The following is a 15,405-nucleotide window of genomic DNA, read 5'->3' as shown; positions in this document are numbered from 1 at the left end:
GAAACAGGGTGCCTTGATGCTGGACCTGCCTGGCCTGTGGCTGGAAGCAGAAGACAGGCAGTTGTTGCGTCAGCCGGAAGTGGCCGGTCTGATTTTGTTCGCGCGCAATACCGAGTCGCCCAGGCAGGTTGCTGAGCTGGTACGTGCCATTCGTGCAGAGCGTCCCGATATGCTGATTGCCATCGATCAGGAAGGTGGTCGGGTGCAGCGCCTGCGCCGTGATGTGTTGCGCCTGCCGGCGCTCGCGGATGTGGCTGCGGTCGATGCTGAGCCGGTCGAGTCCGTTGCGCGAGCGGCGGCCTGGGTCATGGCGACTGAAATGTTGGCCTGCGGCATCGATATCAGCTTTGCGCCGGTGCTGGATCTTGATCACGGGCGCAGCCAGGTTATTGGCAATCGCTCGCTGGGCGGTGACCCGGACCGGGTGTCGCGTCTCGCTGGGGCTTATATTGACGGGCTGCATGCGGCAGGTATGGCTGCGACCGGCAAGCATTTCCCTGGTCATGGCTGGGCCGAGGCGGACTCGCACTTTGCTCTGCCGATAGACGAGCGGTCGCTGGACGACATTCGCCGCACTGACCTGGTGCCCTTCGCGGCACTGGCCGGCAAGCTGGACGGCATCATGCCGGCGCATGTGGTTTATTCGCAGGTTGACCCGCTTCCTGCTGGCTTCTCGACCCGCTGGTTGCAAGACATTCTGCGTGCCGATCTGGGGTTTGACGGGGTGATTTTCAGTGATGACCTGACTATGGCTGGCGCGCATGCGGTCGGCGGCATGGACGCGCGCATTGACGCCGCGCAGGCGGCTGGTTGCGACATGCTGTTGATTTGTAATGATCGTGCCGCGGCCGAGGAGGGGTTGGTGCATGCTCAGAAGCAGCAGCTCCAATGTCCATCGCGGATTGCTCGTATGCTTACTCGCACGCCGGCGGGATCCGATTATCGTGCTACGCCCCAGTGGCGTCAGGCTGTTACCTTGCTGAGGGAGTTTGACCTGGTTTGAATGATTTTATCGAACAGCTGCCGGAGCAGTTGCAGCTTGACCAACTGCCGTTGATTGGTGAAGCGTGGATATATCATGTTTTCGCCGTGGTGCTGGCCTCACTGGTTGCTGCCTACGTTGCCAAGCGGGTGCTGGATCATGTGCAAAAGCGTGCTGAGCGCACCCGTAATATATGGGATGACGCATTGGTTGAGGCGGCGCGGCGTCCGGCGTGGGTTTTGATCTGGAGTATGGGGTTGATGTGGGCAGCGCGGATCACCGCGTTGCAGATGGATGACAGTTTGGCCGCCGTACTGGATCAGGTGCAGCGCGTGCTGCTGATCGTACTGCTGACCTGGTTTATTCTGCGCATGATGCGGCAGGTCGAGCTGCGCCTCGTGGACCCCGCTTATCGGGAAACGCCAGCCGATCAGACAACCGTCAGCGCCCTTGGCAAGCTGCTACGTGCTTCAGTGGTGATCACTGCGGTCTTGGTCGTGCTGCAATCATTGGGCTACAGCATTTCTGGGGTGCTGGCGTTCGGCGGCATTGGTGGCATAGCGGTAGGCTTTGCCGCCAAGGACCTGCTGGCCAACTTCTTTGGGGGGCTGATGATTTATCTTGATCGCCCCTTCGTGGTTGGTAATTGGGTGCGTTCGCCAGATCGCAATATCGAAGGGACAGTTGAAGAGATAGGTTGGCGCCTGACCCGTATTCGCACCTTCGATAAACGGCCGCTGTACATCCCCAATGCGGTGATTGCCAGCATCGTGGTTGAAAACCCGTCACGCATGACGCATCGGCGTATTTATGAACACATTGGCATTCGCTATGACGACATTGCACGAATGGAGCCGATTGTTGCGGAGGTGCGCAAGATGTTGCAGGCGCACGAGGATATTGATCAGGGCCAGACCTTGATGGTGTTTTTTGACCGCTGTTCGCCGTCCTCGGTCGATTTCTTTATCTACTGTTTTACCACGCCGGTCTGGGCCGAGTTCCACCGTGTGAAAGAGGATGTGCTGCTGAAGATATTGGCCATTGTCGACAAGCACGAAGCGCAGGTGGCGTTCCCGACGTCGACCATTCATTTGCCTGATGCGCTGGAGTTGCGTCGTGCTCAGGTTGAAGGTGGGCGGCAACGCGAGTCCGCGCCTGAACTTCAGGAGCATGGCGCATGAGCGGAATCTGGGGTGTCATCGGCGGTACCGGGCTCAGTGCGCTCGACGGTCTTGAAGTGGAGGGTGAAGAGTTCATTCAGACCCCGTGGGGGGCGCCCTCAGCGCCGGTTGTTCGCGGTCGCATTGGTGGGCAGCGGGTCTGCTTTTTGGCGCGACATGGGCACCCCCATCGGATACCGCCGCATCGGGTCAACTATCGCGCCAATCTCTGGGCGCTGCGCGAGGCGGGTGTTGATCGCATTGTTGCGGTTAACGCTGTCGGCGGGATGCATCCCGCGTTGGGCACGGGCGCGTTCTGTGTGCCGGACCAGATAATCGATTACACCTGGGGGCGGGCGTCTACCTACTTCGAGGACGATCTGGAAGCGGTCACCCACATTGACTTCACATCGCCCTACGACGAACCGTTGCGGCAGCAACTGCTTGAGGTGCTGCACACACAAGGGCATCGGTGCCTGCCGGGCGGAGTCTATGCTGCGACTCAGGGGCCACGGTTGGAGACGGCGGCAGAGATCCGCCGGCTTGAGCGCGATGGTGCTGACCTGGTCGGCATGACCGGTATGCCGGAGGCTGCATTGGCCCGTGAGCTGGGGCTGGCGTATGCCTGTCTGGCTCTAGTAGTGAATCCGGCCGCTGGCAAGGCAGCTGAGGTGATCACCATGGAGGCGATCGAGGCGGTGGTCGCGGCGGGTATGGAGCAGGTCAAACTCGTGCTGCAGCAGCTACTAAAGGATTCACCGCGCCTCTGATTGCGCGGTGAATCAACCATCAGCGCTGGATCAGCGGCTGATGGTCACCAGCATGCCGAGACTCTGGTGGTCCAGATAGTGGACCTCACCCGGGCGCAACGCGCGGGTTTGATGCAAAAACTCAGAGATTAAGGGTGTGGCGGACTGCAGTTGCAGCTCTGCCGCTGAACGGTTGCGCCAGAATGCGACTTTCACTTCGGTCAGATTTTCCTGCCGCAGATTGACCAAGCCCTGAACCGGGTAGATCCCGTTTTCCGCGGTGCCGCGATGGAGGGCGACAACCAGGTCGTTCTCCAGTGGTTGTGACCAGGCCTGGTGAAGATAGATCTGGTAGCCGCTTTGCTCCAGTTTGCGTGCCTGATTGCGCAAGCGGTAACGGGTCTGGTCGATTGCCCGCACGTCAGGGCGAGCCGTACCCTCCAGGTCAACTGCCTCCGCTTCCCAGTCCGGGTTGGGGCTGGTGCCCTGTACCAGGGGCGCCGAGGGTTGCCCGAAGAACATCACCTCAACCAGATAGTCTTCTGCGCTGGCGGTCAGCGAGAAGCTGGCCAGTGCGGTGAGCAGCGAGATGGAGAGCAGTTTGCTCAACAGTTTCATGGGCGTTTTCCTTTGCCTTTAGTGGTGTCTTTCGGGGTGTCGGTCAAGCGTTCAAAGAGTGCTTCAACGGTGTTGAGGCGCAGTTCGGCATTGCCCATGGGCGAATTGAAGCGAAATACCGTCGCGCCTTCAAGTCGATAACGCTGTGGGTTGTCCTGGATCATGCGTACCAGCACCATCGGATCAATACGCGTGTCGGCGGCGAATTCGATCCGGCCATGCTCGGCACCAACGTCAATCTTGGTGATGCCCAGCGGCTCGCAACGCAGTTTTAGGGAGGTGATTCGGAACAGGGTCTTGACCGGTTCCGGCAGCAGGCCGAAGCGGTCAATCATTTCAACCTGAAGATCTTTCAGTGCATCCTCGTCCGCAGCGTTGGCGATGCGCTTGTACAGAATCAGGCGGGCGTGCACGTCCGGCAGGTAATCCTCCGGAATCAGCGCCGGCAGGCGCAGATTGATATCCGTTCCGCCGCCCAGCGGCTGTTCCAGCTCCGGCTGTTTGCCTTGCTTGATGGCTTTGACGGCGCGTTCAAGCATCTCCATGTACAGGGTGAAGCCGACGGCCTGAATCTGGCCGCTCTGGCCTTCGCCCAGCAGTTCACCGGCACCGCGGATTTCCAGGTCGTGGGTGGCGAGGGTAAAGCCGGCGCCCAGGTCCTGGGCCGCGGCGATCGCCTCAAGGCGTTTTTCTGCATCGCTGGTGACCTTGCGGCCTTCGGGGGTCAGCAGGTAGGCGTAGGCTTGGTGATGGCTGCGGCCAACGCGTCCGCGCAGCTGGTGCAGCTGGGCCAGGCCGAACTTGTCGGCACGCTCGATGATGATGGTGTTGGCGCTGGGCACGTCGATGCCGGTTTCGATGATGGTGCTGGTGACCAGAATGTTGAAGCGGCGATGGTAGAAATCGCGCATCACCTGCTCGAGTGCACGTTCGGGCATCTGGCCGTGGCTGATGCCGATGCGTGCTTCCGGCACCAGTTCGGCGAGGTCGGCAGCGCACTTCTCGATGGTTTCGACGTCGTTGTGCAGATAATAGACCTGACCGCCGCGCAGCAGCTCACGCAAAATGGCTTCTTTGACCACGGGTTTTTGCTGCACCATGACAAAGGTCTTGACTGACAGCCGGCGCGCGGGCGGCGTGGCAATGATCGACAGGTCGCGCATGCCGGAGAACGACATGTTCAGCGTGCGCGGAATCGGCGTGGCTGTCAGGGTCAGTACATCGACTTCGCTGCGCAGCGCTTTCAGTGCCTCCTTCTGGCGCACGCCAAAGCGGTGTTCTTCGTCGATGATGACCAGACCGAGATCCTGGAACTGGACGTCGCCCTGCAGCAGCTTGTGGGTGCCGATCATGATATCGACCTTGCCCTCGGCCAGCTCGGCGGCCGCGGCTTTGACTTCCTTGGCGGACTTGAAGCGCGACATTACCTCGACGCGTACCGGCCAGTTGGCAAAGCGGTCCTTGAAGCTGTTGTAGTGTTGCTGGGCGAGCAGGGTGGTCGGCACCAGGACCGCGACCTGCTTGCCGCTGTGCACCGCGAGAAAGGCCGCGCGCATGGCGACTTCGGTCTTGCCGAAGCCGACGTCGCCGCAGACCAGCCGGTCCATCGGCTGCGGGCTGGTCATGTCCTTGAATACTGCTTCGATAGCGGCCAACTGGTCGGCGGTTTCCTCAAACGGGAAGTCGTCGGCAAAGCACTGGTAGTCCTGCTCCGGGTCGGCGAAGCTGAAGCCCTGGCGCGCCGCGCGGCGGGCGTAAACGTCGAGCAGTTCGGCGGCGACGTCGCGAACCTTCTCGGCGGCCTTGCGCCGTGCCTTCTGCCATTGATCAGAGCCCAGACGGTGCAGCGGCGCACTGTCGTCATCGCTGCCGGAGTAGCGGGCAATCAGGTGCAGGTTGGCGACCGGCACGTACAGCGTCGCCTCGTCGGCGTACTCGAGCACCAGAAACTCGGCCTGTTGGTCTTCAACAGTCAGGTTGGTGAGGCCCCGATAGCGGCCGACGCCGTGGTCGATATGAACCACCGGCGCGCCTTCGCGCAGCTCGGTCAGGTTGCGAATGACCGCGTCGCCTAGGTCCGTCGCCTTGCCACGGCGGCGGCGCTGCATTACGCGCTGGCCGAATAGCTGGCTTTCGGCGATCAGGGCGACGGCAGCACTGTTGATCAGCATGCCCTGGTCGAGCGGCGCGATGGTGATGGCGACGGGGCTGCTGCCGGCGTTGAATGCCGGCCAGCTGTCAACGTCGTCAGGTTTGATCTGAATGCGGGCCAACAGCTCGGTCAGCGCTTCGCGGCGGCCGGCGGTTTCAGCGACAAACAGAGTGCGCCCCGGATGCTGTTGCAGAAAGCGTTGCAGCGCCTGTAGTGGATTTTCCAGCTTGTTGTCGATAGCCAGTTCCGGCGGCTGCGGGCAATCAAATACGCTGGCCTGCGATTCGTCCGGACGATCCTGATGGCAGACAACGCGGGGATGCCGCTTGAGCAGGGCAAAGACTTCCTCGACCGGCAGAAACAGTTCGCTCGGCGGCAGCAGCGGGCGGGTTGGATCGACGCCTTGCTCGGTATGCCGGGTACGTACGTCCTGCCAGAAGTGTTCGGCGTTCTGCTCGATGCCCGGCAGGGTAAACAAGCGGGTGTTGTCTGGCAGGTAGTCGAACAGGCTCGCCAGTTCGTCGAAGAACAGCGGCAGATAGTACTCGATGCCCGGCGGAATCAGGCCCTCGCTCAGATCCATGTACAGTGGGCAGCGCCGGTGGTCGACTTCGAAGCGCTCGCGGAAACGTGCGCGAAAGCCCGTCAGTGCTGATTTGTCGAGGGGGAATTCCTTGGCCGGCAGCAGGTGAATACGGTCAACCTTGTCGATCGAACGCTGGGTTTCCGGGTCGAAGGTCCGCAGCGTTTCGATCTCGTCGTCCAACAGGTCGATGCGGTAGGGCAGGGTGCTGCCCATCGGATACAGGTCCAGCAGTGCGCCGCGCACGGCGTAGTCGCCGTGCTCGTAGACGGTATCAACGCATCGATAGCCGGCGGCATCAAGATTGATGCGCATCTGATCGATGTCCAACTGCTGACCGATTTCGAGCAACAGCACCGAGCCGCCGAGGAAGTCGCGTGGCGGCAGCCGGTGCAGCACGGTAGTCATCGGGACGACCAGAATGCCCTGGCCAATGCGGGGCAGCTGGAACAGTGTCCTGAGTCGTTGCGAAATAATGTCCTGGTGCGGCGAGAAGCGGTCGTAGGGCAGCGTCTCCCAGTCAGGGAAGCTGACGACCGGCAGTTGCGGCGCAAAGAAGTGCAGTTCCTGTTCAAGGCTATCAGCGGACGCGGTGTCCGGCGTGATGACCAGGCTCAGGCCATTGTGTTGCTGTGCACCCTCGGCGATGGCCAGGGCGCGGGCGGCGCCCTGTAATCCGGTCCAGTACAGACGATTACCGGTGGTGGCCTTCAGGGGAGGGGTTAGCAGCAGCTTGGATGCGGGCATGCGGTGGCTCGTGAGGTCGGTTCGGGGTTGCGCTGGCCAGCGGCCGGCTGACAAAGGCAGGCAGTTTAACGCGCTCGCTGCGATTGTGCCCGCACCGGCTGGATTTTGTCCTGATCATTGCCTATGGCGCGCGCTGAAAGCATAATATGCGCCCTTTGGTTATCAAGACTTGGAAGGTAAAGCCGTGACTCAAGCCCAATTTGAGCAGTGTCTGGAAAACTGGACGGACCGTGAAGCCACCGCTGAGGCGATGATTCCTTTGATTGGTCGTCTGTACCGTGAGCATAACGTTGTCACCTCCATCTACGGTCGTGGCCTGGTCAATCGCTCGGTTATCAGCCTGCTGAAATCTCACCGTTTCGCTCGTCAGATCGACGACAACGAGCTGTCTGTTCACGACACCTTCCCGGTTCTGAAAGAACTGCTGGATCTGAATCTGGGTCCGGCCTCTATCGACCTGGCACGGCTGGTCAACAAGTTCCGCGCCTCTGGCAGCGACGACCTGAACGCCTTCCTGCGCGTCGAGCTGGCCAGTGTCATCGGTGGCACTGGTGAGCGTCGCCAGGGTCGCGACGTTGTGCTGTATGGTTTCGGTCGCATCGGCCGACTGCTGGCGCGCATCTTGATCGAGAAGGCGGGGGCTGGTGATGGCCTGCGCCTGCGTGCCATCGTTGTTCGCAAGGGTGCACCCAACGACCTGGCCAAGCGCGCTAGCTTGCTGCGCCGCGATTCGGTTCATGGTTCCTTCCAGGGCACTATCACCATCGATGAAGAAAACAACACCATCACGGCTAACGGCAACCTGATTCAGGTTATCTACGCCAGCGACCCGACCAGTATCGATTACACAGCCTACGGTATCGAAGACGCCATCGTGGTCGACAACACTGGCGTATGGCGCGATGAGGCTGGCCTGTCTCAGCACTTGCAGTGCAAGGGCGCTTCCCAGGTTGTGCTGACTGCGCCGGGCAAGGGCGATCTGAAGAACATCGTGCATGGCATCAACCACGCGGCCATCACGCCGGAAGACAAGATCATCTCCGCTGCGTCCTGCACCACTAACGCGATCGTGCCAGTGCTGAAGGCGATCAACGACAAGTTCGGTATCGTCAATGGTCACGTTGAGACAGTTCACTCGTACACCAACGACCAGAACCTGATCGACAATTTCCACAAGGGCAACCGTCGTGGCCGTAGCGCGGCGCTGAACATGGTTATCACCGAAACCGGTGCTGCCAAGGCGGTTGCCAAGGCGCTGCCTGAGCTGGCTGGCAAGCTGAGCGGTAACGCTATCCGTGTGCCGACGCCAAACGTCTCCATGGCGATCCTGAATCTGAATCTGGAACAGTCGACTGATCGCGATGAGGTCAACGACTACCTGCGTCACATGGCGTTGCACTCCGACCTGCACAAGCAGATTGACTTCACCAACTCGCAGGAAGTGGTTTCCACTGACTTCGTGGGTTCGCGTCACGCTGGTGTCGTCGATGCCGAAGCAACCATCTGCAATGACAATCGTGTCATTCTGTACGTCTGGTACGACAACGAGTTCGGCTACAGCTGCCAGGTTGTCCGCATTCTGGAAGACATGGCCCATGTGAATTCGCCGGCGTTCCCGGCCTGATTCCTTGGGTGGCAAGAAAAAAAGGCGCTTCGGCGCCTTTTTTTTGTTTTGCTGCCTGATGGGGGGGCAGGTTAGCGCAAAAGGGCGCTGCGCAGATCGTCGGACAGGCCGTTTGGTGCCAGCCAGATGCCGAGGTACAGCTCCGCCAGTCCCGGAGTAGTGCTTTGAAAGCTGAGCTGGCCGTTGTGATGCAGCAACAGCTCGCCTTCGGCTGTGCGGGTCAGGCTGTAGGTGTCGCCGTCGCGGACATCGGCGAAGTGCGCGTGCAGTTGCTCAATCTCGTCCAATAGCGGGTTGAGTCGGGATCGGGGGTGTTGGCGTTTGAGCGTTACCATGGCGGCTTTGATCATGTCGTCCCGGTCGATCGAGCGGTGATATTGCAGCGTCAGGCGGATCGGCTGCTGGCTCTCCAGTAACCGGGTCAGGTTGCTGTTGCCCGGCGCATAGAGTGTGGCGGTGTAGATATCCATGAAGAGGTAGCGAAACAGGTGCTGGTTACGTGTGGCCAGGCTCACATCGGTGGTCGCTGTGACGCTTGTTGAGACGAGTAGCAACAGGGCGCTCAGAAGGGTTGCCGGCAGTGACATGCGGGTTTCCTTTGTTGGCTGTTTTGTGATCAGTGTACGCCGTTGCGGCCGGTTGGCGGTTAACGCTGTTTCCGTTGGTCGGATACAGTGTTTCCGCGTGTTTCATGAATGCGCGGTCAGGGCTGCCGGCGTTATCGATTTCATCAATGAGGCCGATTAAAAAACCGAAAAATCCAAGGGCTCGGTAGCATTGAGGTGTCATGCTCTTTATACTTGGCGGGATTTTTTATGGGGGTTTGAGGCTGCCCCGGCCACTACTTTAATCTACCTTCGGCTCGGGTGGATTCCGGTATCTGTGCATGCTCTGGCGGCCCGCCCGTGAAGATTTCAAACAGTGATTAGGCTATTCGTATGATAAAAATCAAACGGGGCTTGGATCTGCCAATCACCGGTTCTCCCGAACAGCGCATTGAAGACGCTCGTGCGGTGCGTAGTGTCGCCGTTGTCGGCTTCGACTACCACGGCATGAAGCCGACCATGGAAGTGCGTGAGGGAGATCGGGTCAAACTTGGACAGGTTCTGTTCAGCGACAAGAAAACTCCGGGCGTAGTCTTTACCGCGCCTGCCGCTGGTGTCGTCAGCGCAATCAATCGTGGTGATAAGCGTGTCCTGCAGTCGGTGGTTATCGATATCGACGGTGATGACGCCGAAAGCTTTGCCGCCCATGACGCAAATGCCCTAAACGGTCTGGCACCGCAGCAGGTCCGTGAGCAGTTGATCAGCTCCGGTCTGTGGACAGCGCTGCGTACCCGTCCATTCAGCAAGACTCCGGCGGTCGATGCTGAGCCCAGTTCGATTTTTGTCACCGCAATGGACTCCAATCCGCTGGCAGCTGATCCCGCTGTCATCATCAAGGAGCACGCTGCTGATTTCGAGAACGGCTTGAAGGTTCTGTCTCGTCTCGCCAAGGTCTGGCTGTGCAAGGCCGATGGTGTCAGCCTGCCGGGCGAAGGCCTGAGTGGTGTCAGCACTGAGAGCTTTGCCGGTCCGCACCCTGCTGGCCTGCCGGGTACCCACATTCACCACCTGGATCCGGTGAGCGAAAGCAAGAGCGTCTGGCAGATCAACTACCAGGACGTGATCGCCTTTGGCGTGCTGTTCACAGAGGGTCGTATCTGGACTGACCGCTATGTCGCCCTGGCGGGTCCGCAGGTCGAGAAGCCGCGCCTGTTGAAGACGCGTCTGGGTGCCAATCTGGACGAGCTGACTGCCGGTGAGTTGAAGTCCGGTAACAATCGCGTGATTTCGGGTTCCGTCTTTGGCGGCCGCGCAGCACGTGGTCCAGTTGCCTTCCTGGGACGCTTCCATTCGCAGGTATCTGTGCTGCTGGAAGGTACTGAACGCCAGATGCTGCATTACCTGCGCGCGGGTGCCAACAAGCACTCGGTGCTCAATATCTTCATTTCCAAGCTGAACCCGTCCCGGCTGTTCAACTTTGATACCAGCACCAACGGCAGTCCGCGAGCCATGGTGCCGGTAGGCAACTATGAAATGGTCATGCCGCTGGACATTCTGCCGACCCAACTGCTGCGTTATCTGGTAGTGGGCGACACAGACATGGCTCAGAAGCTGGGTGCCCTGGAGCTGGATGAAGAAGATCTGGCGCTGTGCAGTTACGTCTGCGCTGGCAAGTACGAGTACGGCCCGATTCTTCGGGATAACCTGACTCGCATCGAGAAGGAGGGCTGATATGGGCCTGCGTGCATTCCTCGACAAGATCGAGCATAACTTCGAGAAGGGCGGCAAACACGAAAAGTGGTATGCCCTTTACGAAGCCGTTGATACCTTCTTCTACCGCCCGGGCAGTGTCACCAAGACAACCGCCCACGTGCGCGACGGTCTTGACCTCAAGCGCATGATGATCACTGTATGGCTGTGCACCTTCCCGGTGATTTTCTACGGGATGTACAACATCGGTTTTCAGGCTAACACCATCTATGCGGGTAACCCGGATCTGCTGGCTGCTCAGGATAACTGGCGTCTGGCACTGATCGCGATGTTTGCCGGGTTTGATCCGGCCAGCCTCTGGGACAACCTCATCCACGGCGCTGCCTACTTCCTCCCGGTATACGCCGTAACCTTCCTGGTTGGTGGCTTCTGGGAAGTGGTATTCGCCTCCATCCGCAAGCACGAAGTGAACGAAGGCTTCTTCGTTACCTCCATCCTGTTTGCCCTGATCGTTCCGCCTAGCATCCCGCTGTGGCAGGTTGCGTTGGGTATCAGCTTTGGTGTCGTGATCGGCAAGGAAGTGTTTGGTGGTACTGGTAAGAACTTCCTCAACCCAGCGCTGACCGGTCGTGCATTCCTGTTCTTTGCCTACCCGGCCCAGATGTCCGGTGATGCAGTCTGGACTGCGGTTGATGGCTTCGCTGGTGCAACCGCGTTGAGCATGGCTGCTTCCGGTGGCGTTGAACAGATTGTCGGCAGTGGTCTGACCTGGCTGAATGCCTTCTACGGCAACATGCAGGGGTCCATGGGTGAAGTCTCTACCCTGGCCATTTTCATCGGCGGTGCGGTACTGCTGCTGACCAAGATCGCCAACTGGCGCATCGTTGCTGGTGTCATGATCGGCATGATTGCTACCAGCCTGCTGTTCAACAGCATTGGCTCGGATAGCAACCCGATGTTTGCCGTGCCGTGGTACTGGCATATGGTGATCGGTGGCTTTGCCTTCGGCATGATCTTCATGGCAACCGATCCGGTGTCGGCGTCGATGACCAATACCGGCAAGTGGATCTTCGGTGCGCTGATCGGCCTGATGGTCATTCTGATCCGCGTCGTCAACCCGGCATTCCCTGAGGGGATGATGCTGGCGATCCTGTTCGCCAACCTCTTTGCGCCGCTCATTGACCACTTCGTGGTTCAGGCCAACATCAAACGGAGGCTTGCACGTAATGTCCAGTAAGAAAGAATCCGTTGCCCGCACGCTCACGGTAGCGCTGCTCGTCTGTCTGGTCTGCTCCGTCGTGGTGTCAGCCGCTGCGGTTGCACTCAAGCCGGTTCAGACCACCAACAGGCTGCAGGACAAGCAACGCAATATCCTGCAGATTGCCGGCCTGTTCCAGCCCGGCGTCAGCGTCCAGGAGCAGTTCCAGCAGATCACGCCGCGTCTGGTCGATCTGCGCACAGGTGAGTTCAGTGATGCCCAGGATCCGCTGACCTTTGATCAGCAGAAGGCGGCGAAAGATCCGTCGATGTCCGAGCAACTGTCCGGTGAGCAGGACATTGCGAGCATCCGTCGCCGCGCCGACTTCTCCACTGTCTATGTGGTGGAAAACCCTGACGGCAGCATCAAGACCCTGATTCTGCCGATCCACGGTTACGGTCTGTGGTCGACCCTGTATGGCTTCATGGCGCTGGAAAGTGACCTGAAGACCGTCGTCGGTCTGGGCTTCTATCAGCACGCCGAAACGCCTGGTCTTGGTGGTGAAGTAGACAATCCGAACTGGAAGGCGCAGTGGACTGGCAAGGTCGTCTATGACGAATCCGGTAAACCGGCCATCAGCGTCATCAAGGGTGGTGTCGACCCGAGCAACCCGGACGCTGAACACCAGGTCGATGCGCTGGCCGGTGCCACGTTGACCAGTCGCGGTGTAGAGAATCTGGTGCGCTTCTGGCTGGGTGAAGACGGGTTTGGTCCGTTCCTCGAACATCTTCGTGCAGGGGAGGCATAATCATGGCTAAAGCCACTGCCAAACAGGTTCTGTTCGAACCTATTTTCAGCAACAACCCGATTGCCCTGCAGATCCTCGGTATCTGTTCGGCGTTGGCGGTCACCACCAGCCTTAACGTGACTCTGGTCATGTGTATCGCGCTGACGTCGGTAACTGCGCTGTCCAACTTCTTCATTTCCATCGTTCGCAACCAGATCCCCAGCTCGATCCGTATGATCGTGCAGATGGTGATCATCGCGTCGCTGGTAATCGTGGTTGATCAGGTGCTCAAGGCGTACGCCTATAGCATCAGCAAGCAGTTGTCGGTTTTCGTCGGTCTGATCATCACCAACTGTATCGTGATGGGTCGTGCTGAAGCCTTCGCCATGCAGAACCCGCCGCATATGAGCTTCCTGGACGGTGTAGGTAACGGTCTGGGTTACAGCTTCATTCTGATCTGCGTCGCGGTCATCCGTGAGCTGTTCGGTGCCGGCAAGCTGTTCGGCATTGAGATCCTGCCGCTGGTCAGCGCTGGTGGCTGGTACCAGCCCAACGGTCTGCTGCTGCTGCCGCCGTCTGCGTTCTTCATCATTGGTCTGATCATCTGGGCGCTGCGCTCCTGGAAGAAAGATCAGGTGGAAGCTGCAGAGTTCAAGATGGCGCCGCAAAGCCGTGCTATGAAGGAGGCCATGTAAGCCATGATTGAACATTACATCAGCCTGCTGGTGCGGGCGATTTTCGTAGAAAACATGGCGCTGGCCTTCTTCCTGGGGATGTGTACGTTCATTGCAATCTCCAAGAAGGTGCAGACCGCTATTGGTCTGGGCGTTGCGGTTGTTGTCGTACAGGCAATCACCGTACCGGCCAACAACCTGATCTATACCTATCTGCTCAAGGATGGCGCACTGGCTTGGGCCGGTCTGCCAAACGTCGATCTCAGCTTCCTGGGTCTGCTCAGCTACATCGGTGTGATCGCGGCCATTGTTCAGATTCTGGAGATGCTGCTCGACAAGTTCGTGCCTGCGCTTTACAACGCGCTGGGCGTGTTCCTGCCGTTGATCACCGTGAACTGCGCGATCATGGGTGCGTCTCTGTTCATGGTTGAGCGTGACTATGCCTTCGGTGAAAGCGTGGTCTACGGTGTTGGCGCCGGTGTTGGCTGGGCGCTGGCTATCGTTGCGCTGGCAGGTATCCGTGAAAAGCTCAAGTACAGCGATGTACCGGACGGGCTGCGTGGTCTGGGCATCACCTTCATTACTGTTGGTCTGATGTCGCTGGGCTTCATGTCCTTCTCCGGCGTGCAACTGTAAGAGGAGCTGTAACTGATGAACATGGAAATCTATTTAGGCGTAGGGATGTTTACCGCGATTGTATTGTCGCTGGTTGCCATCATCCTGATCGCTCGTTCCAAGCTGGTCAGCAGCGGCGACGTCACCATCGAGATCAATGGTGAGCGTACGGTTACCGTTGCTGCTGGTTCGAAGCTGCTGAATACCCTGTCTGCCAACGGCATTTTCCTGTCCTCCGCCTGTGGTGGCGGTGGTACCTGCGCCCAGTGCAAGTGCATCGTCGAAAGCGGTGGCGGCGAAATGCTGCCGACCGAAGAGTCGCACTTCACCAAGCGCGAGGCGAAGGAAGGCTGGCGTTTGTCCTGCCAGACTCCGGTCAAGCAGGATATGAAGATCGAAGTGCCGGAAGAAGTGTTTGGTGTGAAGAAGTGGGAGTGCACGGTCGAGTCCAACCCGAACGTTGCTACCTTCATCAAGGAGCTGACCCTGAAGCTGCCGGAAGGTGAGAACGTTGACTTCCGCGCTGGCGGCTATGTGCAGCTGGAATGCCCGCCGCACACTGTCCACTACAAGGATTTCGACATTCAGCCGGAATTCCGCGGTGACTGGGACAAGTTCAACCTGTGGAAGTACGTGTCGAAGGTGGATGAAACCACTATTCGTGCCTACTCCATGGCCAACTATCCAGAAGAGAAGGGGCTGGTCAAGTTCAACATTCGTGTTGCTTCGCCGCCGCCCGGTCGTGACGACCTGCCGCCTGGCAAGATGTCGTCCTGGGTGTTCTCGCTGAAGCCGGGTGACAAGGTTACCGTGTACGGTCCGTTCGGTGAGTTCTTTGCCAAGGACACCGATGCCGAGATGGTCTTCATTGGCGGTGGTGCCGGTATGGCGCCGATGCGCTCGCACATCTTCGATCAGCTCAAGCGTCTGAACTCCAAGCGCAAGATGAGCTTCTGGTATGGCGCGCGTTCGCTGCGTGAAGCCTTCTACGTTGAAGAGTACGATCAACTGGCGGCAGAAAACGAGAACTTCCAGTGGCATCTCGCGTTGTCTGATCCGCTGCCGGAAGACAACTGGGAAGGCCCGACCGGCTTCATCCACAACGTGCTGTTCGAGAACTACCTGAAGGACCATCCGGCGCCTGAAGATTGTGAGTTCTACATGTGTGGACCGCCGATGATGAACGCATCCGTGATCAAGATGCTGCAGGACCTTGGTGTCGAACCCGAGAACATCCTGCTCGACGACTTCGGCGGCTAGT

13 protein-coding genes are annotated in these 15,405 nt (G+C 59.1%); 10 read left to right on the top strand and 3 right to left on the bottom strand.

From position 1 onward, the window contains the following. Positions 1-16 precede the first annotated feature (16 nt). The 3 genes from nagZ to C1949_RS06515 are packed head-to-tail and all read left to right on the top strand — an operon-like array spanning position 17 to position 2,912. Complete coding sequence (nagZ, locus tag C1949_RS06525; protein ID WP_104737786.1) at positions 17-1,003, top strand: beta-N-acetylhexosaminidase; 987 nt, start codon at positions 17-19, stop codon at positions 1,001-1,003. Beyond that, positions 1,000-2,163, top strand: coding sequence for a mechanosensitive ion channel family protein (locus C1949_RS06520; RefSeq protein ID WP_211287093.1), 1,164 nt, complete (start codon positions 1,000-1,002; stop codon positions 2,161-2,163). Before nagZ ends, C1949_RS06520 begins: the two co-directional genes overlap by 4 nt. Then, on the top strand, positions 2,160-2,912 hold the full coding sequence (locus tag C1949_RS06515) for an S-methyl-5'-thioinosine phosphorylase (protein ID WP_104737662.1): 753 nt from the start codon (positions 2,160-2,162) through the stop codon (positions 2,910-2,912). Before C1949_RS06520 ends, C1949_RS06515 begins: the two co-directional genes overlap by 4 nt. Positions 2,913-2,942: 30 nt before the next feature. On the opposite strand, the gene C1949_RS06510 is transcribed toward C1949_RS06515, so the two are convergent. Next, positions 2,943-3,509, bottom strand: coding sequence for a CsiV family protein (locus tag C1949_RS06510; RefSeq protein WP_104737661.1), 567 nt, complete (start codon positions 3,507-3,509; stop codon positions 2,943-2,945). Next, positions 3,506-6,991, bottom strand: coding sequence for a transcription-repair coupling factor (mfd, locus tag C1949_RS06505; protein WP_104737660.1), 3,486 nt, complete (start codon positions 6,989-6,991; stop codon positions 3,506-3,508). Before mfd ends, C1949_RS06510 begins: the two co-directional genes overlap by 4 nt. Before the next feature lie 184 nt (positions 6,992-7,175). On the opposite strand from mfd, the gene C1949_RS06500 reads away from it, so the two are divergent. After that, positions 7,176-8,615, top strand: a complete 1,440-nt coding sequence (locus C1949_RS06500; protein WP_104737659.1) for a glyceraldehyde-3-phosphate dehydrogenase — start codon at positions 7,176-7,178, stop codon at positions 8,613-8,615. A 71-nt stretch (positions 8,616-8,686) separates the two neighbouring features. Here C1949_RS06500 and C1949_RS06495 read toward each other — a convergent pair whose 3' ends face one another. Continuing rightward, a complete protein-coding gene (locus C1949_RS06495; RefSeq protein WP_104737658.1) occupies positions 8,687-9,202 on the bottom strand; it encodes a chalcone isomerase family protein in 516 nt (171 codons plus the stop codon). A gap of 351 nt (positions 9,203-9,553) precedes the next feature. Here C1949_RS06495 and C1949_RS06490 point away from each other — a divergent pair, with 351 nt between their 5' ends. The 6 genes from C1949_RS06490 to nqrF are packed head-to-tail and all read left to right on the top strand — an operon-like array spanning position 9,554 to position 15,404. Next, complete coding sequence (locus C1949_RS06490; RefSeq protein WP_104737657.1) at positions 9,554-10,891, top strand: Na(+)-translocating NADH-quinone reductase subunit A; 1,338 nt, start codon at positions 9,554-9,556, stop codon at positions 10,889-10,891. Position 10,892: 1 nt separating this feature from the next. Next, positions 10,893-12,107 (top strand): NADH:ubiquinone reductase (Na(+)-transporting) subunit B, encoded by a 1,215-nt coding sequence (locus C1949_RS06485; protein ID WP_104737656.1) that lies wholly within the window; start codon positions 10,893-10,895, stop codon positions 12,105-12,107. After that, entirely contained in the window at positions 12,097-12,876 is a 780-nt protein-coding gene (locus C1949_RS06480) for a Na(+)-translocating NADH-quinone reductase subunit C (protein ID WP_104737655.1), read from the top strand. The genes C1949_RS06485 and C1949_RS06480 overlap by 11 nt, the downstream gene beginning before the upstream one ends. Before the next feature lie 2 nt (positions 12,877-12,878). Beyond that, positions 12,879-13,550, top strand: coding sequence for an NADH:ubiquinone reductase (Na(+)-transporting) subunit D (locus C1949_RS06475; RefSeq protein WP_104737654.1), 672 nt, complete (start codon positions 12,879-12,881; stop codon positions 13,548-13,550). A gap of 6 nt (positions 13,551-13,556) precedes the next feature. Continuing rightward, entirely contained in the window at positions 13,557-14,165 is a 609-nt protein-coding gene (nqrE, locus tag C1949_RS06470) for an NADH:ubiquinone reductase (Na(+)-transporting) subunit E (protein ID WP_104737784.1), read from the top strand. A 15-nt stretch (positions 14,166-14,180) separates the two neighbouring features. Beyond that, entirely contained in the window at positions 14,181-15,404 is a 1,224-nt protein-coding gene (gene nqrF, locus C1949_RS06465) for an NADH:ubiquinone reductase (Na(+)-transporting) subunit F (RefSeq protein ID WP_104737653.1), read from the top strand. Position 15,405: the final 1 nt, after the last annotated feature.

This window comes from Halopseudomonas oceani, assembly GCF_002903165.1.
Taxonomy (GTDB): domain Bacteria; phylum Pseudomonadota; class Gammaproteobacteria; order Pseudomonadales; family Pseudomonadaceae; genus Halopseudomonas; species Halopseudomonas oceani.
This window is presented reverse-complemented; position numbering and strand designations above follow the sequence as displayed.